This window comes from Pseudomonas sp. S12(2018) (assembly GCF_024355235.1).
Lineage (GTDB): Bacteria > Pseudomonadota > Gammaproteobacteria > Pseudomonadales > Pseudomonadaceae > Aquipseudomonas > Aquipseudomonas palmensis.
Map to the genome: position 1 here is coordinate 102,649 of NZ_QLAD01000009.1, position 24,730 is coordinate 127,378.

Consider the following 24,730-nt stretch of genomic DNA (forward strand, 5'->3'; position numbering starts at 1 on the left):
CCGCTCTTTATATTCGCAGCCCTGGAAAAGGTGAATTTCGTGAGCCAGCCTACGCCAGCCGTGCGTACCTTCCAAGACCTGATCCTCGCCCTGCAGCAGTACTGGGCCGAGCAAGGTTGTGTGGTACTTCAGCCCTACGATATGGAAGTAGGCGCCGGCACTTTTCATACCGCCACCTTCCTGCGCGCCATCGGCCCGGAAACCTGGAACGCCGCTTATGTGCAGCCCAGTCGTCGCCCGACTGACGGCCGCTACGGCGAAAACCCCAACCGCCTGCAGCACTACTATCAGTTCCAGGTGGTCCTGAAGCCGAACCCGGACAACTTCCAGGAACTGTACCTGGGCTCGCTCAAGCACGTGGGCCTGGACCCGCTGGTGCACGACATCCGCTTCGTCGAAGACAACTGGGAGTCGCCGACCCTGGGCGCCTGGGGCCTGGGCTGGGAAGTCTGGCTCAACGGTATGGAAGTGACCCAGTTCACCTACTTCCAGCAGGCCGGCGGCATCGAGTGCTACCCGGTCACCGGCGAGATCACCTACGGTCTGGAGCGCCTGGCCATGTACCTGCAGGGCGTGGACTCGGTCTACGACCTGGTATGGGCCGACGGCCCGTTCGGCAAGGTGACCTACGGCGACGTGTTCCACCAGAACGAGGTGGAGCAGTCCACCTACAACTTCGAGCACGCCAACGTCGACAAGCTGTTCGAACTGTTCGACTTCTACGAGAGCGAAGCCAAGCGCCTGATCGAACTGGACCAGCCGCTGCCGCTGCCAAGCTATGAAATGGTGCTCAAGGCCTCGCACACCTTCAACCTGCTGGATGCACGCCGCGCCATCTCGGTGACCGCGCGTCAGCAGTACATCCTGCGCGTGCGCACCCTGGCGCGTGCCGTGGCCCAGGCCTACCTGCTGGCCCGTGCCAAGCTGGGCTTCCCGATGGCGACCCCGGACCTGCGTGACGAAGTATTGGCCAAGCTGGAGGCTGCACAATGAGTGCTCAAGATTTCCTGGTAGAACTGGGCACCGAAGAGCTGCCACCCAAGGCCCTGAACACCCTGGCCGAAGCCTTCCTGGCCGGCATCGACAAGGGCCTGCAAGCGGCCGGCCTGAGCTTCGAGAGCAAGACCGTGTACGCCGCGCCACGTCGCCTGGCGGTGCTGATCACCGCCCTGGCCACCCAGCAGCCGGACCGCAGCGTCAACCTCGACGGCCCGCCACGCCAGGCCGCGTTCGACGCCGACGGCAACCCGACCCAGGCCGCCCTGGGTTTTGCCAAGAAGTGCGGCGTGGACCTCAGTGAAATCGACCAGAGCGGGCCGAAGCTGCGCTACAGCCAGAACATCGTCGGCAAGCCGACCGCCAGCCTGCTGCCGACCATCGTCGAAGACTCGCTCAACGATCTGCCGATTCCCAAGCGCATGCGCTGGGGTGCACGCAAGGAAGAATTCGTGCGTCCGACCCAGTGGCTGGTGATGCTGCTCGGTGACCAGGTCATCGATTGCACCATCCTCGCCCAGAAGGCCGGCCGCGACTCGCGTGGCCACCGCTTCCACCACCCTGAAGCCGTGCGCATCACCTCGCCTGCCAACTACCTGGCCGACCTGCGCGCCGCCTATGTGCTGGCAGACGCCAACGAGCGCCGCGAGCTGATCAGCAAACGCACCGCCGAACTGGCCACCCTGCAGGAAGGCACCGCGATCGTGCCGCCGGCCCTGCTCGACGAAGTGACCGCGCTGGTCGAATGGCCGGTGCCGCTGGTGTGCTCGTTCGAGGAGCGTTTCCTCGAGGTGCCGCAGGAAGCCCTGATCACCACCATGCAGGACAACCAGAAGTACTTCTGCCTGCTGGACGTGGACGGCAAGCTGCTGCCGCGCTTCATCACCGTGGCCAACATCGAGAGCCGCGATCCGAAGCAGATCATCGAAGGCAACGAGAAGGTCGTGCGCCCGCGCCTGACCGACGCCGAGTTCTTCTTCAAGCAGGACAAGAAGCAGAAGCTCGAAAGCTTCAACGAGCGCCTGCAGAACGTGGTGTTCCAGGCACAGCTGGGCAGCGTGTTCGACAAGGCCGAGCGCGTGGCCAAGCTGGCTGCGTTCATTGCCCAGCGCATCGGCGGCGACGCCCAGCGCGCAGCGCGTGCCGGCCTGCTGTCCAAGTGCGACCTGGCCACCGAGATGGTTGGCGAGTTCCCTGAAATGCAGGGCGTTGCCGGCTACTACTACGCCCTCAACGACGGCGAGCCCGAAGACGTCGCCCTGGCCCTGAACGAGCAGTACATGCCGCGCGGTGCCGGTGCCGAACTGCCCTCGACCCTGACCGGTGCGGCCGTGGCCATCGCCGACAAGCTCGACACCCTGGTCGGCATCTTCGGCATCGGCATGCTGCCAACCGGCAGCAAGGACCCCTATGCCCTGCGCCGCGCCGCCCTGGGCGTGCTGCGTATCCTGATCGAGAAGCAGCTGGACCTGGACCTGAACGAGGCTGTGAACGTCGCCGTCGCCCAGTTCGGTGCCAAGGTCAAGGCTGCCGGCCTTAGCGAGCAGGTGCTGGAATTCGTCTTCGACCGCCTGCGTGCGCGTTATGAAGATGAAGGCATCGACGTGGCCACCTACCTGTCGGTACGTGCGCTCAAGCCAGGCTCGGCACTGGACTTCGACCAGCGCGTGCAAGCCGTGCAGGCGTTCCGCAAGCTGCCGGAAGCCGCAGCCCTGGCTGCGGTGAACAAGCGTGTGTCCAACCTGCTGAGCAAGGCCGAAGGTTCGGTGGCTACCTCGGTAGAGCCCAAGTACTTCGACAACGCCAACGAGTTCTCGCTGTACTCGGCCATTCAACAGGCCGATCAGGCGGTACAACCGATGGCCGCTGCGCGTCAGTACAGCGAGTCGCTGGCGCGCCTGGCCGCGCTGCGCGAGCCGGTGGATGCGTTCTTCGAGGCGGTGATGGTCAACGCCGACGACGCCAACGTGCGAGCCAACCGTTATGCCCTGCTCAGCCGCCTGCGCGGTCTGTTCCTGGGCGTGGCCGACATCTCGCTGCTGGGGTAGGACGTGAAGCTGCTGATTCTCGATCGGGACGGGGTGATCAACCAGGACTCCGACGCCTACATCAAGTCGCTGGACGAATGGATTCCCATCCCGGGTTCGATCGAGGCCATTGCGCAGCTGAGCAAGGCCGGCTGGACGGTGGCGGTGGCCACCAACCAGTCGGGCATCGCCCGTGGCTATTACAGCCTGGCCACCCTCGACGCCATGCACGCGCGCCTGCGCGAGCTGGTGGCGGCGCAGGGCGGCGAGGTGGGCCTGATCGTCTATTGCCCGCATGGCCCGGACGACGGCTGCGATTGCCGCAAGCCCAGGCCGGGCATGCTGCGCACCATTGCCAACCATTACGCGGTCGACCTGGCCGGGGTGTGGTTCGTGGGTGACAGCAAGGGTGACCTGGAAGCCGCGCGCGCCGTCGATGCACAACCGGTTCTGGTAATGACCGGCAAAGGCGAGCAGACCCTGAGCAAGGGCGTGCCCGAGGCAACGCTGATTTTCGATGACCTGGCGTCGATCGCCAGTGCACTTATCCACACACAGGCGGGTTAGCCCGCAACGGTACATTCCGCTATGTCGATCCTGCAGGCGATCAGAATTTTTCTTTTTTACCTGCTGCTGGGTACCAGCTCGTTGCTGTGGTGCACCCTGAGCTTCTTTATCGCGCCGTTCCTTTCGTTCCGCGCCCGTTACCGCTTCATCAATGTGTACTGGTGCCGTTTTGCGCTGGTGCTGGTGCGTGTTTTCCTGAACATTCGGGTGAACGTCACCGGGGCCGAGAACATTCCGGCGCAACCCTGCGTGATCCTCTCCAATCACCAGAGCACCTGGGAGACGTTTTTCCTCTCCGCCTATTTCCAGCCCTTGAGCCAGGTGCTCAAGCGCGAACTGCTGTACGTGCCGTTCTTCGGCTGGGCCATGGCCATGCTGCGGCCCATCGCCATCGACCGCGACAATCCCAAGGCTGCGCTCAAGCAGGTGGCCACCGAAGGCGACAAGCTGCTCAAGGACGGTGTGTGGGTGCTGATCTTCCCGGAGGGTACCCGCGTGCCGTTCGGCAAGATCGGCAAGTTCTCCCGTGGCGGTACCGCGCTGGCGGTTAATGCCAACCTGCCGGTGCTGCCGATCGCGCACAACGCCGGCAAGTACTGGCCCAAGGAAGGCTGGGGCAAGCGCGCCGGCACCATCGAGGTGGTGATCGGCGAGCCTATGTATGCCGAAGGCACCGGGCCACGCGCCATCGCAGCGCTCAACGACCGTGCGGCGGCATGGAACGAGCAAACCCAGCGCGACCTCGGTTCGCTGCCGGCGCACGCCCCAGACGACGCCCAGCCGGTGACCTGACCGTTCTGTGGATAACGTGTGTACAGTATTTGGATTTCTTTCAGAAAAATTCGCTAACCTTATGATTTAACTGCTTATTTCTCTGTATGACTGTTTTGCGAAAATCGTGCATAAGTTTTTTCGCGCGATAAAAAAACCGGCTTTTAGGCCGGTTTTTTTGTGGATTACTTAAGGCCCTTTCACACCTTGTCCAGGTCCACCTTGTTGGTCTCCTTCAGGCAGAAGATCCCCACCACCAGGCTCACCCCGGTAATCAGCACCGGGTACCACAGCCCGTAGAAGATATCCCCGGTATACACCACCAGCGCGAACGATACCGTCGGCAGGAAGCCGCCGAACCAGCCATTGCCGATGTGATACGGCAGCGACATCGAGGTGTAGCGGATGCGCGTGGGGAACAGCTCCACCATCACCGCCGCCAGCGGACCATAGGTCATGGTCGCGATCAGGATCATCACCACGATCAGCAGCACCACCATCGGCTGGTTCACGTTGGCCGGGTCTGCCTTGGCCGGGTAGCCAGCCTTTTCGATGGCCGCACGCATGGCCGCTTCGTCGAAGCCGTCGATACGCTGCTCGCCGATGGTCACCACCACCTCGGTACCGGCAGGCACCGATTGCGAGCTGTACGGCAGGCCCTGCTTGACCAGGAAGGTCTTGACCTTGTCGCAGGTGCTGTCGAAACGTGCCTTGCCCACCGGGTCGAACTGGAAGGTGCAGCCCTGCGGGTCGGCCATCACCACGATCGGCGCCTGGCGGCTGGCCGCGTCGATCTGCGGGTTGGCGTAGTGGCTCAGGCCCTTGAACAGCGGGAAGTACAGCACGGTGGCCAGCAGCAGGCCGAGCATCAGGATCGGCTTGCGCCCGATCCGGTCCGACAGCCAGCCGAAGAACACGAAGAACGGCGCGCCGATCACCACGCTGATGATCAGCAGGGTATTGGCCTGGGCCGGGTCCATCTTGAGCATCTGGGTCATGAAGAACAGCACGTAGAACTGCGCGGTGTAGAAGGTCACCGCCTGGCCGGCGTTGATGCTGAACAGTGCGGTGAGCACGATCTTGAGGTTGGCCCACGAGCCGAACGACTCACGAATCGGCGACTTGCTGGTCTTGCCCTGGGCTTTCATTTTCACGAAGGCCGGCGACTCGTGCATGCTCATGCGGATCCAGGTGGAGATACCCAGCAGCACGATCGACAGCAAAAACGGCAGGCGCCAGCCCCATACCTCGAACTGGTCGCCCGTGAGGTAACGGCTGCCCAGCACCACCAGCAGCGAAAGCAGCAGGCCGAGGGTAGCGGTGGACTGGATGAACCCGGTGTGAAAGCCGCGCTTGCCGGGCGGCGCGTGCTCGGCCACATAGGTGGCCGCGCCGCCGTATTCGCCGCCCAGGGCCAGGCCCTGGAGCATGCGCAGCACCACCAGGATGATCGGCGCGGCAATGCCGATGCTGGCGTAGTTGGGCAGCAGGCCCACCGCGAAGGTCGACAGGCCCATCAGCACGATGGTGACCAGGAAGGTGTATTTGCGCCCGATCATGTCGCCCAGGCGCCCGAACACCAGAGCGCCGAAGGGCCTTACCAGGAACCCGGCGGAGAACGCCATCAGCGCGAAGATGAACGCCGTGGTGTCGTTGACCCCGGCAAAGAACTGCTTGCTGATGACGACCGCCAGCGCCCCATAGAGAAAAAAGTCATACCACTCGAAAACCGTCCCGAGGGATGACGCGAAAATGATCTTGCGTTCTTCGCGGCGGCTGTTGCCCGCTGCTGCAGCGCCCTGCTGTTGAAGAGTGTCCGACATCGTGCTGTCCTCGGCCCTTGCGGGCACAGTGATTCTTGTTGTTGTTCCACTGTCGTCGCCGGCCGACTGCTGCCGACGTCACTGCACGCCGCCCTCAGGGCGTCGCTAACGCGGTCTTGCCACTGCTGTTGCTGGCTGCGGGTGCGGCCTTAAGAATCAGTTGCGCGGCCTTTTCGCCGATCATCAGGGTGGGTGAACAGGTATTGCCAGAGGTGATCTGCGGCATGATCGAGGCATCGGCGATGCGCAACCCCGCCACGCCATGCACGCGCAACTGTGCGTCCACCACATCCAGCGGGCCGTTGCCCATGCGGCAGGTACCTACCGGGTGGAAAATGGTGGTACCGATCTGCCCGGCAGCCTGCTGCAACTGCTCCTCGGTATCGAGTGCTGCGCCTGGCAGGTATTCGACCGGTGCAAAAGCGGCGAGGGCAGGGGCCTGCACGATCTGTCGGGTAAGGCGGATGGCCTGGGCGGCGACGCGCAGGTCTTCAGGCTCGCTGAGGTAGTTGGGGTCGATGACCGGTGCATCGCCCGGGTTGGCCGAGCGGATATCCACACGCCCGCGGCTGAGCGGGCGCAGGTTGCACACCGAGGCGGTAAATGCGGCAAAGCGATGCAGCGGCTCGCCGAAGCGGTCCAGCGACAGGGGCTGCACGTGGTACTGCAGGTTGGGCGTGGGCTGCTCGGGGTGCGAGCGCACGAACGCCCCCAGCTGGCTCGGCGCCATGGCCAATGGGCCGCTGCGGTCATACAGATAGCGCAGGCCCATGCCCAGCTTGCCCCAGTGGGTGTTGGCCACCTGGTTGAGGGTGCGCACGTTGCTGACCTTGTAGATCAGGCGCAGTTGCAGGTGATCCTGCAGGTTGCCGCCCACGCCGGGCAATTCGTGCAGTACCGGGATGCCTAGGCGTTCCAGCAATGGCCGCGGGCCGATGCCGGAGCGTTGAAGAATGCCCGGCGAGCCCACCGCCCCGGCACACAGGATGATTTCGCGGCGGGCCTGGTAACGCTGTTCGCTGCCCTGCCAGCGCGCCTGAACGGCCGAAGCGCGACCATTGTCGAGCAGCACCTTGTCCACCTCGACGCCGGTCAGCACCGTCAGGTTGGGGCGGTGGCGCACGGGGCGCAGGAATGCCTTGGCCGCATTCCAGCGCACGCCGCTGCGCTGGTTGACCTGAAAGTATCCACAGCCCTGGTTATCCCCACCGTTGAAGTCGTCGATGCTGGCGATGCCGCTCTGGGCTGCCGCCTCGCGAAACGCATCGAGGATCGCCCACGAATAGCGCTGGCGTTCGACCCGCCATTCGCCAGCGTTGCCGTGCAGCTCGCTGGCGCCGCCAAAATGGTTTTCGCTGGCCTTGAACAGTGGCAGCACGTCATTCCAGGCCCACCCGGGATTGCCCTGTTCGGCCCAGTGATCGTAGTCGCGGGCCTGACCGCGCATGTAGATCATGCCGTTGATCGAGGAACACCCGCCCAGCACCTTGCCCCGTGGGTAGCCCAGGCTGCGACCGTCGAGCCCCGGTTGCGCTTCGGTCTTGAAGCACCAGTCGGTACGCGGGTTGCCAATGCAATAGAGGTAGCCCACCGGAATGTGGATCCAGGGGTAGTTGTCGCGACCGCCGGCTTCGAGCAGCAGCACGCGGCAGCCAGGGTCGGCAGACAGCCGATTGGCCAGTAGACAGCCGGCAGGGCCGGCACCGACTACCACGTAGTCGTAGGAATGATCGGCTGGTGCCATGAAGACCTCGCGCCTGATTTTTATTCTTGTCCAGGCCAGTGTTATTGATTATTTTCGAGTTGAACACGTTAGATTTCACGCAACGGCTGTGCGTTTTAGAACAACGCAAGTGAACCTCTGATTCACAAGGAAAAGCATGTTCGACTGGAATGACCTGCGGTTTTTTCTCGAGTTGCAGCGTAGCGGCCGCCTGCTGACCGCCGCCAAGCGCCTCAACACCACCCATAGCACCGTGGCCCGGCATATCGAGAGCATCGAGAGCAGCCTGGGCACGGCACTGTTCGTGCAGCACGCCCAGGGCTATGAACTGACCCCGGCCGGGCAGGCCCTGCTCAAGCACGCCGAAGCCATGGAGAACGTCGCCTTGCTGGCGCAGGAGGAGATCACCCAGGCCATCACGCCGCTGGGCAAGATTCGCCTGGGGGTGACCGAGGGCATCGGCATCATGTTCTTCACCCCGCGCATGGGCAGTTTGTTCGAACGCTACCCGGGGCTGGAGGTGGAGCTGGTTGCAGTGCCGCGCTTTGTCAGCATCATCAACCGCGAGGCAGAGATCAGCATTCACCTGGAACGCCCGCATGCCGACCTGTTGATCACGCGAAAACTCACCGATTACCGCCTGGCGCTGTATGCCAGCCCCGAGTACCTGGCCAGGGCTGCGCCGCTCAACAGCCGCGAAGACCTGGCCCGGCACAGCTGGATCGGCTACGTGGACGACCTGCTGTTCAGCCAGCAGTTGCTGTTTCTCAACAGCTTCTGCCGCGCACCGAACGTGGTGTTTCGCAGCACCAGCGTGATCGCCCAGCAGCATGCGGCGCGTGCCGGGCTGGGCATCGCGGTACTGCCCAACTACATGGCCCGCCACGACCCGCACCTGGTGCGCGTGCTGCCCAGCGAAACCATCCAGCGCAGCTACTGGATCAGCACCCGGCGCGAACTGCACAAGTCGGTGCGCCTGCGGGTAGTGTGGGACTACCTGCTGGCGCTGTGCGCCGACGAGCAGGGCGAACTGCTCGCCGAGTGAGCGGCGTTCAGCGCGCCAGGGTGTTGACCGCCAGCAACAGTGCAGCCGCTATCCCCACCAGCGCAAAGCCCTGTTGCAGACGCGGCCCGGCCAGGCGGTGGGCGAACTGGCGCGCAACCACCAGGCCCGCCACCGCACCGCCGGCAAACGGCACGCCGACACCCCAGTGCATTACCCCGCTGAGGCTGGCGCTCAACACGCTGCCCAGCGACACCAGAGCGATCACCGCCAGCGACGTGGCGACGATGCTTTTCATCTCAAGGTTGGTGTAGCGCCCCAGGGCAGGCACGATCACAAACCCGCCACCGACCCCGAGCAGGCCGGACAGCAGGCCGCTGAGCAAGCCGGTGAAGGCCAACGCGCGGGCGCAGGGCAGGGTCCAGCGCAAGCGCCCCTGCAACGGGTTGAGCACACAGGGCTGCAGGGCACGATCCGCGCAGGGCGGCTCGCCCCGCAGCTCGCGCCGGGCCTTGCGCAGCATGCGTGCGCAGGCATACACCAGCACCACGCTGAACCCCAGCGCCAGCGGCGCGTTGGGCAGGCGATGCGCCAGCAGCAGGCCGAAGGGGGTGGCGCACATGCCGATCAGCGCGACGAACAGCGCGGCCCGGTAGCGCACCAGCCCCTGACGCAGCCCCAGCACCGCACCCACACCTGCCGCCAGGCCCACCGCCAGCAGGCCGACCGGGGCCGCCTCGACCATGCTCAGGCCCAGGCCGAACACCAGCAGCGGCACCGCAAGTATGCCGCCACCGGCGCCCGTCAGGGCCAGGATGATGCCAATGAGGGCGCCCAGACCGGCGCCGACCAGTTCATGCTCTGTCACTGGCGCGCCTCATGCAGTCGCGCTACTGGCTTGGCCAGCCATTCGCGCCCCTTGAGCATGCAGCGCCAGTACAGCGGCGGCAGTATCCGCGCCTTGAGCAGCCAGGCCAGACGCGTGGGCCTGCGCCCGTCGAGCAACCAGCGCGGAAAGCTCGGTGCCAGCTTGCCGCCGTAGGTGAACTCGGCCAGCACGATCTTGCCGCGTTCCACCGTCAGCGGGCACGACCCGTAGCCGTCGTATTCGGCCAGACGCGACAGGCGCCCCAGTGCCACCAGCACGTTGTTGGCCACCACCGGCGCCTGCTTGCGGGCAGCGGCGGCCGTCTTGGCATTGCTGGTGTTGATCACATCGCCCAGGCCATGGATGTTGCCGTAGCGCGGATGGCGCAGGGTGGCCGGGTCGACCTCGAGCCAACCGGCCGCATCGGCCAGCGGGCTGTTGCGGATGAAATCCGGCGAAACCTGCGGCGGTACCACATGCAGCATGTCGAATGCCTGCACCACGGTTTCGCTGCTGCCGTCGGGCAGGGTGCGCAGAAAGGTCGCGCGCTTGCCCGGCCCGTCCACCGCCACCAGCCGGTGTGAATAGTTGAGGTCCACACCGTAACGGTCGATGTATTCCATCAGCGCCGGCACATAGTCGGCGACACCGAACAGCACGTTGCCGGCGTTGAAGAACTGCGCCTGGATCGCCCCCAGGCGCCCGCTGCGCAGCCAGTGGTCGCACGACAGGTACAGGGCTTTTTGTGGGGCACCGGCGCACTTGATCGGCATCGGTGGCTGGGTGAACACGGCGCGGCCTTCCTTCAGGCCCTGCACCAGCTGCCAGGTGTAGGGTGCCAGGTCGTAGCGGTAATTGGAGGTCACGCCGTTCTGGCCGAGGGTCTCGAGTAGCCCGTCGATGGCGTCCCAGGCCAACCGCAGCCCGGGGCATACCACCAGCTGTTCGTAACTCACCAGGCGCCCGTCATCCAGGCTGACGGTCTGCGCCTGCGGGTCGAACTGTTGCACGGCGGCCTTGATCCACCTGACCGCCGCCGGCACGGTCGAGGCCAGGGTGCGGGCGGTGGACGCTGCACGGAACACGCCCGCGCCGACCATGGTCCAGCCAGGTTGATAGTAGTGAACGTCGGCGGGGTCGATGATCGCGATATCCAGGGAGGCATCACGCGCCAGCAGGCTGGAGGCGGTGGCGATTCCGGCGGCACCGGCGCCGACGATCAGCACCTTGTGGTGGCTGACCTCGCGGGCAGCGGCAGAGGAGGGGGCAGGCATGGCAGTACGTCCTTTAATAATAATTCTGGTGCAGCAGGTTCAGAGCTTGTTGAGCGGGATCTTCAGGTAGCGCACACCGTTGTCTTCCGGCTCGGGCAACTGGCCGCTGCGCATGTTCACCTGCACCGAGGGCAGGATCAGTTGCGGCATGTCGAGGGTGGCATCACGGGCTTCGCGCATGGCCACGAAGCAGTCCTCGCTGATGCCGTCGCGAATGTGAATGTTGCTGGCGCGCTGTTCGCCCACCGTGGTCATGTAGCGCAACGCACGGCCTCCGGGCAGGTAGTCGTGGCACATGAACAGGCGGGTGGCATCCGGCAGGGCCAGGATGCGCTGGATCGAGCGGTACAGGGTGCGCGCATCGGCCCCGGGGAAGTCGCAGCGGGCCGTGCCGTAATCCGGCATGAACAAGGTGTCGCCGACGAACGCGACGCACTCGTCACCGGCCTGTACCAGGTAGGTCATGCAGGCCGGGGTATGCCCCGGGGTGTGCAAGGCGCGCAGCTTGAGCGTGCCAAGGGCGAGCTCGCCGTTGTCGTCCAGCAGCACATCGAACTGGCTGCCATCACGGGCAAAGCCGGGTTCGGCATTGAACAGCGTGCCGAACACCTTCTGCACCTGGGTGATGCGGCTGCCGATGGCCACCTGGCCTCCCAGCGCCTGCTTGAGATAGGCGGCAGCAGAGAGGTGGTCGGCGTGCACATGGGTCTCGAGTATCCACTGCACCTGACCACCCAGCTCGCGTACCCGTGCGATCAGCTTGTCGGCCGAGGCGGTATCGGTACGCCCGGCCTTGGGGTCATAGTCCAGCACGCTGTCGATCAGGGCGCAGTGCGCGCTGGCCTGGTCCATGACCAGGTAGCTGATGGTCGAGGTCGCGCTGTCGAACAGCGCTTCTACATACAGGTTACCGCCGATGATCATTACCGCTCTCCAGAGAAATCCGCTGATGCCTGCCGGCCAGCCGTGCAGGCATTCGACCAACAGTCATCAAGATATGTGCCAGCGCAGATTCACGCCTGCCCCCGGCCAGCACGCCCGGTTTACCTGAGTCTGGACCCTCTGGCCGAAACTGCCTGCCACGGTTCTGGCAGCTGGTTGGCAGAGGCTGGCAGTTTTTGGCAGTGGGCGTGGCGTTCGGTTAAGCTGCGGGCCTGCCTTGCCCCTGGTGCCGTCATGCCCATGAACCCCGACACACCCGCCAGCCCCGCCCTGCAGGCGCTGGTGTCCTACCTCGAACACGAACCTCAGCCGAGCATCGTGCTCGACCTGCAGTACAACATTCTTGCCGCCAACACCGCGTACCTGCATCAATTCGGGGTGGTGGGCGCCGCGCCGATCGGCCAGAAGTGCCACCACGTCTCGCACCACTACGCGGTGCCGTGCGACCAGGCGGGCGAGCACTGCCCGATGCGCAAGGCCAGGCATAGCCGCACCCCCGAGCGGGTGCTGCATGTGCATCACACCCCGCGCGGGCCGGAGCATGTGGACGTGGAACTGCGCCCGATCCTGGACGAGCAGGGCGAGGTGATTGCGTTCGTGGAGCGCCTGACCAGCATCGCCGTGGCGTCGGCACAGCCGCAGCAGTTCGGCCTGGTAGGGCGTTCGGCGGCCTTCCAGGAGGCCCTTGCCGGTGTCCAGCGGGCCGCGCCGGCGCAGATACCGGTGCTGCTGCAAGGGGAGTCCGGCACCGGCAAGGAGCTGTTCGCCCGCGCCCTGCATGCCAGCAGCCCGCGTGCCAGCGGTCCGTTGGTGGTGGTGGACTGCACGGGGCTGACCGAGACGTTGCTGGAGAGCGAGCTGTTCGGCTACGAGAAGGGCGCATTCACCGGTGCCAACCAGCGCAAGATCGGCCTGGCCGAAGCCGCCCATGGCGGCACCCTGTTTCTCGACGAGATCGGTGAGGTGCCGCTGGCGATGCAGGTCAAGCTGCTGCGTCTGATCGAGTCGGGCAGCTTTCGCCCGGTGGGCAGCCTGCGCACGGTGCATTCGGATTTCCGCCTGATCTCGGCCACCCACAAGCCCCTCAAGGAAATGGCCACCGCCGGCAGCTTTCGCGAAGACCTCTACTACCGTATCAGCGGCTTCCCGATCCGCCTGCCTTCACTGCGCGAGCGCTTCGAAGACCTGCCCCTGCTGATCGAGACCCTGCTGCAGCGCCTGGCCGGGTCCGCTGCGCCGCGGGTCGACGAGGAGGCCATGACCTTGCTGGGGCTGTACCGCTACCCCGGCAACATCCGCGAGCTGCGCAACATTCTGGAGCGGGCGAGGTTGTTCAGCGACGACGGCATCATCCGCGCCGAGCACCTGCCCACGGAGCTGAGAGCCGACTCGCCCGCCAGTGCCCCACGCCGCTCGAATACCCGATTGCGCGACATCGCCCAGGCGCTGGACAGCTTCGAAGGATCGCGCAGCGAGCTTGCCCGCCACTTGGGGCTGAGCGAGCGCACCCTGTATCGGCGCCTGCGCGAGCTGGGTGTGTAGGCGTCCAGGCAAACAGGGATATGACGACGATGACCTTTGAAATTGTCCATTGCTGACATGTGCCATAGACGTGACGCAAAGGATCGGCGCAACAGCGATCACCCTTTCAGCCAGAGAAACGGCAACAGGCTTCTATGAGAAGTTCGGCTTCAGGGCCAGAGGGGAACGCTTCGAACGGCATGGTGTGGGCTATGTGAACATGCTTCTTGAGTGCTCACGCCTAGGGCGCAGCAGCACCTAGGCAGGAAAACAAAAAGGCCAACCCCTGAGGGTTGGCCTTTCGAGGGCGTTGTCACTGTGGATAACTGCCCGCTTTCAGAGGTACTGAAACCGGTCAGAAGTCCAGGTTGGATACCGCCAGGGCGTTGCTTTCGATGAACTCGCGGCGCGGTTCCACGGCGTCGCCCATCAGGGTGTTGAAGATCTGATCGGCAGCGATCGCGTCTTCGATGGTCACCTTGAGCATGCGGCGCACAGTCGGGTCCATGGTGGTTTCCCACAGCTGGTCCGGGTTCATCTCGCCCAGCCCTTTGTAGCGCTGGATGGTGTGACGCTTGGTGCTTTCGGCCATCAGCCAGTCCAGGGCTTCCTTGAACTCGGTGATGGCTTTCTTGCGTTCGCCACGCTGCACGTAGGCACCTTCACCCAGCAGGGTGGCAAGCTGGGCGCCCAGCGCGGTCACGGTGCGGTAGTCGTTGCTGCCGAAGAAGTCGCGGTTGAAGGTCACGTAGCTGGCAAGGCCGTGGGAAGTGATTTCCACTTCTGGCAGCCACACGTTGCGCTCGCGGTCTTCACGCAGGCTGGCCTTGTACAGCAAGCCCGACTTCTCGGTATTGCGCAGGCGCTCATCGAACCTGGCGAGCCAGTTCTGCATGTGCGCGTGGTCGGACAGCTGCTCCACCGAGATGGCCGGCAGGTACACGAAGTGCTCGGTGAGCTCTTGCGGGTACAGGCGCGACAGACGCTTGAGAGTCTTCATCACGGTACGGAATTCGTTGACCAGACGCTCCAGCTCGACACCGGAAACCGGTGGCGCGGACTCGTCCAGGTGCAGGCTGGCATCTTCGAGGGCCGACTGGGTCATGTACTCTTCCATGGCCTCGTCGTCCTTGATGTACTGCTCCTGCTTGCCCTTCTTGACCTTGTACAGCGGCGGCTGCGCGATGTAGATGTAGCCGCGCTCGACCAGCTCTGGCAACTGACGGAAGAAGAAGGTCAGCAGCAGGGTACGGATGTGCGAACCGTCGACGTCAGCATCGGTCATGATGATGATGTTGTGATAGCGCAGCTTCTCGATGTTGTACTCTTCGCGGCCGATGCCACAGCCCAGTGCGGTGATCAGCGTGCCCACTTCCTGGGACGAGATCATCTTGTCGAAACGTGCTTTCTCGACGTTGAGGATCTTGCCCTTGAGCGGCAGGATAGCCTGGGTCTTGCGGTTGCGACCTTGCTTGGCCGAGCCGCCTGCGGAGTCACCCTCCACCAGGTACAGTTCGGAGAGGGCAGGGTCTTTTTCCTGGCAGTCGGCAAGCTTGCCCGGCAGCCCGGCAATGTCCAGCGCGCCCTTGCGACGGGTCATTTCACGCGCTTTACGGGCCGCTTCACGGGCGCGCGCAGCGTCGATCATCTTGCCGACCACAGCCTTGGCTTCGTTCGGGTTTTCCAGCAGGAAGTCGGAGAAGTACTTGCCCATCTCCTGTTCCACCGCAGTTTTGACTTCGGACGAAACCAGCTTGTCCTTGGTCTGCGAGCTGAACTTGGGATCAGGCACCTTCACCGAAATGATTGCGGTCAGGCCTTCACGGGCATCATCACCGGTGGTCGCGACCTTGTTCTTCTTGGCCAGACCTTCCTGCTCGATGTAGTTGTTCAGGTTACGCGTCAGCGCCGAACGGAAACCCACCAGGTGAGTACCGCCGTCGCGCTGCGGAATGTTGTTGGTGAAGCACAAAAGGTTCTCGTTGAAGCTGTCGTTCCACTGCAGGGCGATTTCCACACCCACACCATCCTCGCGCTGAACGCTGAAGTGGAACACTTCGTTCACCGGAGTCTTGTTGGTGTTCAGGTATTCGACGAATGCGCGCAGGCCACCTTCGTACTTGAATTCCTCTTCCTTACCCGAGCGTTCGTCCTTCAACAGGATGCCTACGCCAGAGTTGAGGAACGACAGTTCACGAATCCGCTTGGCCAGGATGTCCCAGCTGAAGTGGATGTTCTTGAAGGTTTCGGACGATGGCTTGAAGTGGATCTGGGTGCCGGTGGTTTCGCTGTCGCCGACAATCTTCATCGGAGCCTGCGGTACACCGTGAACGTAGGTCTGCTCCCAGATCTTGCCGCTGCGGCGAACGGTGAGGATCAACTCTTCGGAAAGCGCGTTCACCACCGAGACGCCCACACCGTGCAGGCCGCCGGATACCTTGTAGGAGTTGTCGTCGAACTTACCGCCGGCGTGCAGTACGGTCATGATGACCTCTGCGGCGGAAACCCCTTCTTCCTTGTGTACATCGACCGGGATGCCGCGGCCGTTGTCGCGAACGGTGATGGACTCATCCGGGTGGATGATTACGGTAATGTCGTCACAGTGGCCGGCGAGGGCTTCGTCGATCGAGTTATCGACCACCTCGAACACCATGTGGTGCAGGCCGCTACCATCATCGGTGTCGCCAATGTACATACCGGGACGCTTGCGTACGGCATCCAACCCTTTGAGCACTTTAATGCTGGAGGAGTCGTACGTTTGATTTTCGCTCATGCCTTCACTCCCGATGGTCGTGGGTCTGGGTGATACGGCCTTGTTCCACGTGGAACAAGGCAACTGGCGTATCCGTCTGCCAGCCTTCCCTCAATAATTCGTGGTCTACACAGGTGATAAACACCTGGCAGCGTAAGTCTTCCAGCAAGCGGCAAAGTGCACGACGGTGCTGCTCGTCCAATTCGGACGGCAGGTCATCCACCAGATAAATACATTGGCCGCGGCGTGCCTGGCTGACCAGATGCCCCTGGGCGATACGCAGTGCGCACACCACCAGTTTCTGCTGGCCGCGAGACAGGATATCGGCCGCGTTGTTGGCGCCTAACCTGAGCCGCAGATCCGCACGTTGCGGACCTGCCTGTGTGTGGCCCATCTGCTGATCCCGATGGAGCGAGCCAGCCAGGACCTCACTGAGGTCTCTGTCCTTGTCCCACCCTCGGTAGTAACTCAGGGTCAGCCCCTCGAGCTCCAGCAATTCGCTCAAGGTTTGTTCGAAGACGGGTTTCAGCGCTTTGATGTAATTACGGCGGTACTCGTCGATTTCCGCACTGGCCAGGCATAACTCCCGGTCCCAGGCTGCTTGCGAAACAGCGTCAAGTGTACCATGCCGCAACCATGAGTTCCGCTGCCGCAGGGCCTTCTGCAGGCGCTGCCAGGTGGACATGAAGCGAGGTTCCACGTGGAACACACCCCAATCCAGGAATTGCCGGCGAATCTTGGGCGCACCTTCGAGCAGGCGAAAACTGTCCGGGTTGATCAGTTGCAGCGGCAGTATCTCTGCCAGTTGGGCGGCACTGCGAGCGTTCTGCCCGTCGATGCGAATGGTGAAATCCCCTTGCCGTTCCCGCGATATGCCCAGGTTGCTGGAACCACCTTCATTCAGTTCGACCTGACCGAATACCGTACACGCCAGTTCTTCATACTGGATGACCGGTGTAAGGCGAGTGCTGCGAAATGAACGGGCCAGGCCGAGCAAATGGATGGCTTCCAGCACGCTGGTTTTGCCGCTGCCGTTGGCGCCATACAGGATGTTGATGCGGGGGGAGGGGGAGAAGGTCACCGGGTGCAGGTTGCGCACCGCGGTGACTGAAACGCGACTGAGGGACATCTAGCGAGTGCTGGACAAATTACAGGCGCATCGGCATGACGACGTACGCAGAATCGTCATTGTCCGCCTCTTGCAGCAGGGCGCTGCTGTTGGAATCGGACAGGATCAGACGAACCTGTTCGGTGGTCATGACGCCCAGCACGTCGAGCAGGTAGCTCACGTTGAAACCGATTTCCAGCGAACCGCCGTTGTAGTCGACGCCGATCTCTTCTTCGGCTTCTTCCTGCTCAGGGTTGTTGGCCTGAATCTTCAGTTGGCCAGCCGCCAGTTGCAGACGAATGCCGCGGTACTTTTCGTTGGACAGAATCGCGGTACGGCTGAACGCTTCGCGAAGTGCCTGGCGATCACCCAGTACCAGTTTGTCGCCGCCCTTTGGCAATACGCGCTCGTAGTCCGGGAACTTGCCATCCACCAGCTTGGAGGTGAAGGTGAATTCGCCAGTAGTGGCGCGAATGTGTTGCTGGCCCAGCACGATGGCAACGGTGCCTTCCGGATCAGTGAGCAGGCGCGCCAGCTCAAGGATACCCTTGCGAGGTACGATCACCTGGTGGCGATCAGCCTGACCGATATCGGCCTGCATCGAGCACATGGCCAGACGGTGACCATCGGTGGCGACCGCGCGCAGAGTGCCGGTGGAGACTTCCAGCAGCATGCCGTTCAGGTAGTAGCGCACGTCCTGGACGGCCATTGCGAAGCTGGTGCGCTCGATCAGGCGGCGCAGACGGCTCTGCTCCAGGGTGCAGGTCAGCGAACCCGGGCCTTCCTCGACGGTGGGGAAATCGTTGGCTGGCAGGGTCGACAAGGTGAAACGGCTGCGGCCGGCCTTGATGATGACCTTCTGCTCGTCGACCTTGATGCTGATCTCCGCTTCGCTCGGCAGGCTCTTGCAGATATCCATCAGCTTGCGTGCAGGTACGGTGATCTCGCCAGGCTCGGCAGGGTGTTCCAGTTGCACACGGCCAACCAGCTCCACTTCCAGGTCAGTACCTGTAAGCGACAGTTGCTGGCCTTGGACCACCAGCAGCACGTTGGACAATACCGGCAAGGTCTGGCGGCGCTCGACGACGCCTGCGACCAGTTGCAGGGGTTTCAACAGGGCTTCGCGTTGAATGGTGAAATGCATGGTCTAGTCCCTTGCCTTAAAAAAAAGCCGCGCTGACGTTCATCACGTCGTCAGGGTCCGCAGCAGGTTCTTATAGTCCTCGCGGATATCCGCGTCGGATTCCTTGAGTTCGTTGATCTTGCGGCACGCGTGCAACACCGTGGTGTGATCGCGGCCGCCGAAGACGTCGCCGATTTCCGGCAGGCTGTGGTTGGTCAGTTCCTTGGACAGGGCCATGGCCACCTGACGCGGCCTGGCCACCGAACGCGAACGCCGCTTGGACAGCAGATCGGAAATCTTGATCTTGTAGTACTCGGCCACTGTGCGCTGAATGTTATCCACACTCACCAGCTTGTCCTGCAGTGCCAGCAGATCCTTGAGCGACTCGCGAATCAACTCGATGGTGATATCGCGGCCCATGAAGTGCGAGTGGGCAATGACCCGCTTCAGCGCGCCTTCCAGTTCCCGCACGTTGGAGCGGATGCGCTGGGCAATGAAGAACGCAGCGTCATGTGGCAGGTCGACCTTGGCCTGGTCGGCCTTCTTCATCAGGATCGCAACGCGGGTCTCGAGCTCCGGCGGCTCTACGGCAACGGTCAGGCCCCAGCCAAAGCGGGACTTGAGGCGCTCCTCGAGGCCTTCGATTTCCTTGGGGTAGCGGTCGCTGGTGAGAATCACCTGCTGGCCACCTTCGAGCAGGGCGTTGAAGGTGTGGAAAAACTCCTCCTGCGAACGCTCCTTGCGGGCAAAGAATTGAATGTCGTCGATCAGAAGCGCATCGACCGAGCGGTAGAAGCGCTTGAACTCGTTGATGGCATTGAGCTGCAACGCCTTGACCATGTCGGCGACGAAGCGCTCCGAGTGCAGGTACACCACCTTGGCATTCGGATTCTTCTTGAGCAGGTGGTTACCCACAGCGTGCATCAAGTGCGTCTTACCCAGGCCCACCCCGCCATAGAGGAACAACGGGTTGTAGCCATGCTTGGGGTTGTCGGCGACCTGCCAGGCTGCCGCGCGGGCCAGCTGGTTGGACTTGCCCTCGACGAAATTCTCGAAGGTGAAGGTGCGGTTCAGGTAGCTGGTGTGTTTGAGCGCACCCTCTACCTGCACAGTACGTTGTTCGGTACGGCTGCTGGGTGGAGCCACCACGGCAGTGTTCTCGCCCATCGAGTCGAAGCTGTCGCGCGAAGGTGCATCTTCGACCTGGGGCGCTGCCGGCACAGGTGCTGGCGCTGCAGGGGCTGCCACGGCGGCGACCTGGGCAGCCTGCTGGGCCTGGGAAGCGGCGACCGAGGCGGCGAGCGGTGCGTTGGGCGCAGCACGGGGTGCCGAACTGCGTCGGCTGCCTATTAATAAGGAAAGCGCAGGGGCGATGCCGTTGCCGTGTTCGCCCAGCAGTTCGAGCAAGCGACCCAGGTACTTTTCATTGACCCAATCGAGTACGAACCGGTTAGGCGCATAGACGCGCAACTCGTCGCCTTCGGCTTCGACCTGTAGCGGACGGATCCAGGTGTTGAATTGCTGGGCAGGCAGTTCGTCGCGCAGAAGGTCCACGCACTGCTGCCAAAGTTCCACTGACACGGATATCCCCTGAGTTGAACGCCGGTGAGGCAAAAACAAGCGGCCATTGTACCGACCACCAGCGCAGTTATCCACATGCAGGTGTGTCGAGGGTGGCGATAAATCAGCAGGTTAGTGGCAAAAACGTCACTTTACCGCTGTGAATAAGCCCTGTGGATAACCATGCCTGAGCACTTTGCACAAGTGGGGGTCGAAATCGGTGGATAACTGCGCTGTGGATAACAGGCCTTTTAATCCACAGCTTTTGCGCCTGCACAGCACAGCCAGAGCACCGCTTCCCGACAGGGTTTCTTTTCTCTGTACATTACGTAGAACAAGGCCTGTAGCGTTCTATCCACAGAAAACAGCTGCCTAAGTTCTATAAGATTTACAAAAAAGCTTTAAATACCTTCTCTTCTTTTTTCTATGTTTAAGCGTCCGGCAAGGCTGTGTCCCTGTCATCCGGGGCACAGGCCTGTGGACGAGCACGCGAAGGCGCCCGGTTTTTTATCCATAAGGAAAAGCTGGTTGGAAATTGACCTATGGCGCTGCTTTCTCTAGAATCGCCGGTCTCTTAAAACGGGGGCCATTCCGGCCCGTTGTCGACGAACCAGGTAACACGCCATGAAACGTACTTTCCAACCAAGCACCATCAAGCGCGCCCGCACTCACGGTTTCCGTGCCCGTATGGCTACCAAGAACGGCCGTGCCGTACTGTCCCGCCGTCGTGCCAAAGGCCGTAAGCGTCTGGCAGTTTGATTTTTCGGCACAGGTGGTGAGTCAGGACTTCAGTCGGGAAAAACGTCTTCTGACACCCCGACACTTCAAAGCGGTCTTTGACTCTCCATCCGGCAAGGTGCCAGGCAAGAGTCTCTTGCTCCTTGCCCGCGAGAACGGCCTGGATCATCCCCGCCTGGGGCTCGTGATCGGGAAAAAGAGCGTCAAGCTCTCCGTTCAACGCAACCGCTTGAAGCGTTTGATGCGCGATTCGTTTCGTCTCCACCAGCATTTGCTGGCCGGTTGGGACATCGTGATCGTCGCGCGCAAAGGCCTGGGCGACGTAGAAAACCCAGAATTGCACCAACATTTTGGCAGGCTCTGGAAGCGCCTTGCACGCAGTCGGCCCGCTCCAGTGGTTAACAGCGAATCTGCAGGGGTAGACCGTCCAGATGCGTAAACTGGTACTCGTTCCGATCCAGTTTTACCGTTACGCCATTAGCCCTCTGATGGCCAGCCACTGTCGTTTCTATCCGACCTGTTCCACCTATGCGATTGAAGCCATCGAAACACATGGCGCATTGCGCGGTGGATGGTTGACCGCTCGTCGTCTCGGGCGTTGTCATCCGTGGAATGCCGGCGGTTATGACCCGGTTCCGCCTGCTCACACTTCCCGTACTTCTTCTTCGATAGCCGAGTAATCATGGATATTAAACGCACGATCCTGATCGCCGCCCTGGCAATCGTGTCCTATGTCATGGTCCTCAAGTGGAACCAGGACTACGGCCAGGCTGCCCTGCCGACTCAGAATACTGCTGCCAGCACCGTCGCGCCGGGCTTGCCCGATACCCCGACCGTTGGCACATCCGGCGCCAGCGCCGATGTTCCGAGCGCCACTGCTGAAACCACCCCTGCAGAAATTGCACCGGTTGCCGTCAGCACAGACCTGATTAGGGTCAAGACCGATGTCCTCGACCTGGCTATCAACCCCAACGGCGGTGATATCGCGCAGCTGACCCTGCCGAAATATCCACGTCGCCAGGACCATCCGGAAATTCCGTTCCAGCTGTTCGATAACGGCGGCGAGCGCGTTTACCTGGCCCAGAGCGGCCTGACCGGTGCCAACGGCCCCGATGCACGTGCCGCTGGTCGCCCGCTGTATTCCGCCGAGCAGAAAAGTTATCAACTGGCCGATGGCCAGAACCAACTGGTCGTCGACCTCAAGTTCAGCGACGCGGGTGTGAACTACATCAAGCGTTTCACCCTGAACCGTGGTGAATATGACCTGAAAGTCACTCACCTGATCGACAACCAGAGCGGCAAGCCGTGGACAGGCAACCTGTTTGCACAGCTCAAGCGCGATGCCAGCTCCGATCCGTCGTCGAGCACCGCCACCGGTACCGCCACCTATCTGGGCGCCGCCCTGTGGACAAGTGCCGAGCCGTACAAGAAAGTGTCGATGAAGGACATCGACAAAGGTAGTTTGAAAGAAAATGTTACCGGCGGCTGGGTTGCCTGGTTGCAGCACTACTTCGTGACCGCCTGGATTCCCAACAAGTCGGACAACAACGTTGTTCAGACACGCAAGGACAGCCAGGGCAACTACATCATCGGGTTCACCGGTCCGGAGCTGAACGTGGCTGCCGGCGCCCAGGGCGAAACCAGCACGCTGCTGTACGCCGGTCCCAAGAGCCAGGAAAAACTCAAGGCGCTGTCCCCGGGCCTGGAGCTGACCGTCGACTACGGCATCCTGTGGTTCATTGCCCAGCCGATCTTCTGGCTGCTGCAACATATCCATGAGCTGCTCGGCAACTGGGGCTGGTCGATCATCGTCCTGACCATGCTGATCAAGCTGCTGTTCTTCCCGCTGTCCGCTGCCAGCTACAAGTCGATGGCGCGCATGCGTGCCGTGGCACCTAAACTGGCCGCGCTGAAAGAGCAACATGGCGATGACCGGCAGAAGATGTCGCAGGCCATGATGGAGCTGTACAAGAAAGAGAAGATCAACCCGCTGGGCGGCTGCCTGCCGATCCTGGTGCAAATGCCAGTCTTCCTTTCGCTCTACTGGGTATTGCTGGAAAGCGTTGAAATGCGCCAGGCCCCGTGGATGTTCTGGATTACCGACCTGTCGATCAAGGATCCGTTCTTCATCCTGCCGATCATCATGGGCGCGACCATGTTCATCCAGCAGCGCCTGAACCCGACGCCGCCGGATCCGATGCAGGCCAAGGTGATGAAGCTGATGCCGATCATCTTCACCTTCTTCTTCCTGTGGTTCCCGGCAGGTCTGGTGCTGTACTGGGTTGTGAACAACTGCCTGTCGATCGCACAGCAGTGGTACATCACCCGCAAGATCGAAGCGGCGAGCAACAAAGCCACCGCTTGACGGGTTAGCCAGCTAACCTGTGGATAAAACGCCCCCTCGTGGGGCGTTTTGCTATCTGTCGTTTTTGTCTGAGGCCTTCGCTGATGAATGCTCGTCGTGAAACCATCACTGCAATTGCCACTGCCCAGGGTCGTGGCGGTGTAGGAATCGTGCGTATTTCCGGACCGCTGGCCAGCAAGGCCGGGTTGGCCATCACCGGCCGTGAGCTCACCCCGCGGTATGCCCATTACGGCCCGTTCAAGGGCGACGATGGCCTGGTACTGGATGAAGGCATTGCCCTGTATTTTCCCGGGCCCAACTCCTTTACCGGTGAAGATGTACTGGAGCTGCAGGGCCACGGCGGCCCGGTTGTGCTCGACATGCTGCTGCAGCGCTGCGTGGAACTGGGTTGTCGCCTGGCGCGTCCGGGCGAATTCAGCGAGCGCGCCTTTCTCAACGACAAGCTCGACCTCGCGCAGGCCGAAGCCATCGCCGACCTGATCGAGGCCAGTTCTGCACAGGCGGCGCGTAATGCGCTGCGCTCGTTGCAGGGCGAATTCTCCCGCCGTGTGGATAACCTCACCGAAAAACTGATCAGCCTGCGTATCTACGTCGAGGCGGCAATCGACTTTCCCGAAGAGGAAATCGATTTTCTTGCCGATGGCCACGTCCTGCGCATGCTCGAGGAGGTGCGCGAGAGTTTATCCACAGTGCAGCGCGAGGCGGGGCAGGGTGCGCTGTTGCGCGACGGCATGACGGTGGTGATCGCCGGGCGGCCGAATGCCGGCAAGTCCAGCCTGCTCAACGCACTGGCCGGGCGCGAGGCGGCCATCGTGACGGACATCGCCGGTACTACCCGGGATGTGCTGCGCGAACATATCCACATCGACGGCATGCCGTTGCACGTGGTGGACACCGCCGGCCTGCGCGATACCGAAGACCATGTGGAAAAGATTGGGGTGGAACGCGCCCTCAAAGCCATTGGCGAGGCCGATCGGGTGCTATTGGTGGTGGATGCCACGGCACCTGAAGCCGATGATCCGTTCGCATTGTGGCCTGAATTCCTTGAACAGCGCCCCGACCCGGCCAAGGTCACGCTGATTCGCAACAAGGCCGACCTCAGTGGCGACCCCGTGGGCCTGCAGTTGTCCGACGATGGTCACGTCACCATCACCCTCAGTGCCAAGGGCGCCGACCAGGGCCTGGAACTGCTGCGCGATCACCTCAAGGCCTGCATGGGCTACGAACAGACTGCCGAAAGCGGCTTCAGTGCCCGCCGGCGCCACCTGGACGCCCTGCGCCAGGCCAGTTCGCACCTGGACCACGGTCATGCGCAATTGACCCTGGCGGGCGCTGGAGAGCTGCTGGCCGAAGACCTGCGCCAGGCCCAGCAGTCCCTGGGCGAAATTACCGGCGCCTTCAGCTCCGATGACCTGCTGGGGCGCATCTTCTCCAGCTTCTGCATCGGCAAGTAGTCCGTTTATCCACAACGGGGCCGATCCAGGGCCTCGTTGTCGGCTGTCATCCCCCTCAATTTTTTATCCCCTGTCGAGAATTCCGGAACGCTCCGGGGCTTTCGCGTGCCTGTCT

General features: G+C 62.5%; 21 protein-coding genes. 12 read left to right on the top strand and 9 right to left on the bottom strand.

What is annotated here, in order from left to right:
* Positions 1 to 39 precede the first annotated feature (39 nt).
* Genes glyQ through DN388_RS20935 form a run of 4 tightly spaced genes read left to right on the top strand, consistent with a single transcriptional unit; the run spans position 40 to position 4,382 of the window.
* Positions 40 to 993, top strand: a complete 954-nt coding sequence (gene glyQ, locus DN388_RS20920) for a glycine--tRNA ligase subunit alpha (protein ID WP_043862242.1) — start codon at positions 40 to 42, stop codon at positions 991 to 993.
* The gene (gene glyS, locus DN388_RS20925; protein WP_043862241.1) at positions 990 to 3,044 is read left to right on the top strand and encodes a glycine--tRNA ligase subunit beta; all 2,055 of its coding nucleotides are present in this window, start codon (positions 990 to 992) and stop codon (positions 3,042 to 3,044) included. The genes glyQ and glyS overlap by 4 nt, the downstream gene beginning before the upstream one ends.
* Before the next feature lie 3 nt (positions 3,045 to 3,047).
* Positions 3,048 to 3,590: a D-glycero-beta-D-manno-heptose 1,7-bisphosphate 7-phosphatase gene (gene gmhB, locus DN388_RS20930; RefSeq protein WP_100634899.1), complete on the top strand. Its 543-nt coding sequence runs from the start codon at positions 3,048 to 3,050 to the stop codon at positions 3,588 to 3,590.
* 21 nt (positions 3,591 to 3,611) lie between these two features.
* The gene (locus tag DN388_RS20935; protein WP_043862239.1) at positions 3,612 to 4,382 is read left to right on the top strand and encodes a 1-acyl-sn-glycerol-3-phosphate acyltransferase; all 771 of its coding nucleotides are present in this window, start codon (positions 3,612 to 3,614) and stop codon (positions 4,380 to 4,382) included.
* A gap of 179 nt (positions 4,383 to 4,561) precedes the next feature.
* Here the strand turns inward: DN388_RS20935 and DN388_RS20940 are convergent, their stop codons facing one another.
* Both DN388_RS20940 and DN388_RS20945 read right to left on the bottom strand, forming a co-directional pair.
* Positions 4,562 to 6,184, bottom strand: a complete 1,623-nt coding sequence (locus DN388_RS20940) for an MFS transporter (RefSeq protein ID WP_043862238.1) — start codon at positions 6,182 to 6,184, stop codon at positions 4,562 to 4,564.
* Between the two features lie 94 nt (positions 6,185 to 6,278).
* Positions 6,279 to 7,928, bottom strand: coding sequence for a GMC family oxidoreductase (locus DN388_RS20945; protein ID WP_104571753.1), 1,650 nt, complete (start codon positions 7,926 to 7,928; stop codon positions 6,279 to 6,281).
* Between the two features lie 136 nt (positions 7,929 to 8,064).
* On the opposite strand from DN388_RS20945, the gene DN388_RS20950 reads away from it, so the two are divergent.
* Positions 8,065 to 8,952: a LysR family transcriptional regulator gene (locus DN388_RS20950; RefSeq protein ID WP_054916053.1), complete on the top strand. Its 888-nt coding sequence runs from the start codon at positions 8,065 to 8,067 to the stop codon at positions 8,950 to 8,952.
* Between the two features lie 7 nt (positions 8,953 to 8,959).
* Here the strand turns inward: DN388_RS20950 and DN388_RS20955 are convergent, their stop codons facing one another.
* From DN388_RS20955 to DN388_RS20965, 3 genes are read right to left on the bottom strand one after another with little or no spacing between them, the layout of a single operon-like run.
* Positions 8,960 to 9,778, bottom strand: a complete 819-nt coding sequence (locus DN388_RS20955) for a sulfite exporter TauE/SafE family protein (RefSeq protein WP_043862235.1) — start codon at positions 9,776 to 9,778, stop codon at positions 8,960 to 8,962.
* Positions 9,775 to 11,052 carry an FAD/NAD(P)-binding oxidoreductase gene (locus DN388_RS20960; RefSeq protein WP_255002013.1) on the bottom strand — a complete coding sequence of 426 codons (1,278 nt, stop codon included), beginning with the start codon at positions 11,050 to 11,052 and terminating at the stop codon, positions 9,775 to 9,777. The genes DN388_RS20955 and DN388_RS20960 overlap by 4 nt, the downstream gene beginning before the upstream one ends.
* A gap of 39 nt (positions 11,053 to 11,091) precedes the next feature.
* A complete protein-coding gene (locus DN388_RS20965) occupies positions 11,092 to 11,976 on the bottom strand; it encodes an MBL fold metallo-hydrolase (RefSeq protein WP_043862233.1) in 885 nt (294 codons plus the stop codon).
* A 252-nt stretch (positions 11,977 to 12,228) separates the two neighbouring features.
* Here DN388_RS20965 and DN388_RS20970 point away from each other — a divergent pair, with 252 nt between their 5' ends.
* On the top strand, positions 12,229 to 13,536 hold the full coding sequence (locus DN388_RS20970) for a sigma-54-dependent Fis family transcriptional regulator (protein ID WP_123753550.1): 1,308 nt from the start codon (positions 12,229 to 12,231) through the stop codon (positions 13,534 to 13,536).
* A gap of 70 nt (positions 13,537 to 13,606) precedes the next feature.
* Positions 13,607 to 13,777, top strand: coding sequence for a GNAT family N-acetyltransferase (locus tag DN388_RS25430; protein ID WP_369682779.1), 171 nt, complete (start codon positions 13,607 to 13,609; stop codon positions 13,775 to 13,777).
* 93 nt (positions 13,778 to 13,870) lie between these two features.
* Here DN388_RS25430 and gyrB read toward each other — a convergent pair whose 3' ends face one another.
* Genes gyrB through dnaA form a run of 4 tightly spaced genes read right to left on the bottom strand, consistent with a single transcriptional unit; the run spans position 13,871 to position 20,079 of the window.
* Positions 13,871 to 16,288 (bottom strand): DNA topoisomerase (ATP-hydrolyzing) subunit B, encoded by a 2,418-nt coding sequence (gyrB, locus tag DN388_RS20975; protein WP_054916057.1) that lies wholly within the window; start codon positions 16,286 to 16,288, stop codon positions 13,871 to 13,873.
* 4 nt (positions 16,289 to 16,292) lie between these two features.
* On the bottom strand, positions 16,293 to 17,396 hold the full coding sequence (gene recF / locus DN388_RS20980; RefSeq protein WP_043860678.1) for a DNA replication/repair protein RecF: 1,104 nt from the start codon (positions 17,394 to 17,396) through the stop codon (positions 16,293 to 16,295).
* Between the two features lie 19 nt (positions 17,397 to 17,415).
* Positions 17,416 to 18,519, bottom strand: a complete 1,104-nt coding sequence (dnaN, locus tag DN388_RS20985) for a DNA polymerase III subunit beta (protein WP_043860677.1) — start codon at positions 18,517 to 18,519, stop codon at positions 17,416 to 17,418.
* A 42-nt stretch (positions 18,520 to 18,561) separates the two neighbouring features.
* Complete coding sequence (gene dnaA / locus DN388_RS20990; RefSeq protein ID WP_058541975.1) at positions 18,562 to 20,079, bottom strand: chromosomal replication initiator protein DnaA; 1,518 nt, start codon at positions 20,077 to 20,079, stop codon at positions 18,562 to 18,564.
* A gap of 603 nt (positions 20,080 to 20,682) precedes the next feature.
* Between dnaA and rpmH the strand changes: the two genes are divergently transcribed.
* From rpmH to mnmE, 5 genes are all read left to right on the top strand, one after another.
* A complete protein-coding gene (rpmH, locus tag DN388_RS20995) occupies positions 20,683 to 20,817 on the top strand; it encodes a 50S ribosomal protein L34 (RefSeq protein WP_002551315.1) in 135 nt (44 codons plus the stop codon).
* 13 nt (positions 20,818 to 20,830) lie between these two features.
* Positions 20,831 to 21,235: a ribonuclease P protein component gene (gene rnpA, locus DN388_RS21000; protein WP_255002063.1), complete on the top strand. Its 405-nt coding sequence runs from the start codon at positions 20,831 to 20,833 to the stop codon at positions 21,233 to 21,235.
* Positions 21,228 to 21,476, top strand: coding sequence for a membrane protein insertion efficiency factor YidD (gene yidD, locus DN388_RS21005; protein WP_255002015.1), 249 nt, complete (start codon positions 21,228 to 21,230; stop codon positions 21,474 to 21,476). The genes rnpA and yidD overlap by 8 nt, the downstream gene beginning before the upstream one ends.
* Before the next feature lie 2 nt (positions 21,477 to 21,478).
* Complete coding sequence (gene yidC, locus DN388_RS21010) at positions 21,479 to 23,161, top strand: membrane protein insertase YidC (RefSeq protein WP_043860674.1); 1,683 nt, start codon at positions 21,479 to 21,481, stop codon at positions 23,159 to 23,161.
* A gap of 83 nt (positions 23,162 to 23,244) precedes the next feature.
* On the top strand, positions 23,245 to 24,615 hold the full coding sequence (gene mnmE / locus DN388_RS21015) for a tRNA uridine-5-carboxymethylaminomethyl(34) synthesis GTPase MnmE (RefSeq protein ID WP_043860673.1): 1,371 nt from the start codon (positions 23,245 to 23,247) through the stop codon (positions 24,613 to 24,615).
* Positions 24,616 to 24,730 lie beyond the last annotated feature (115 nt).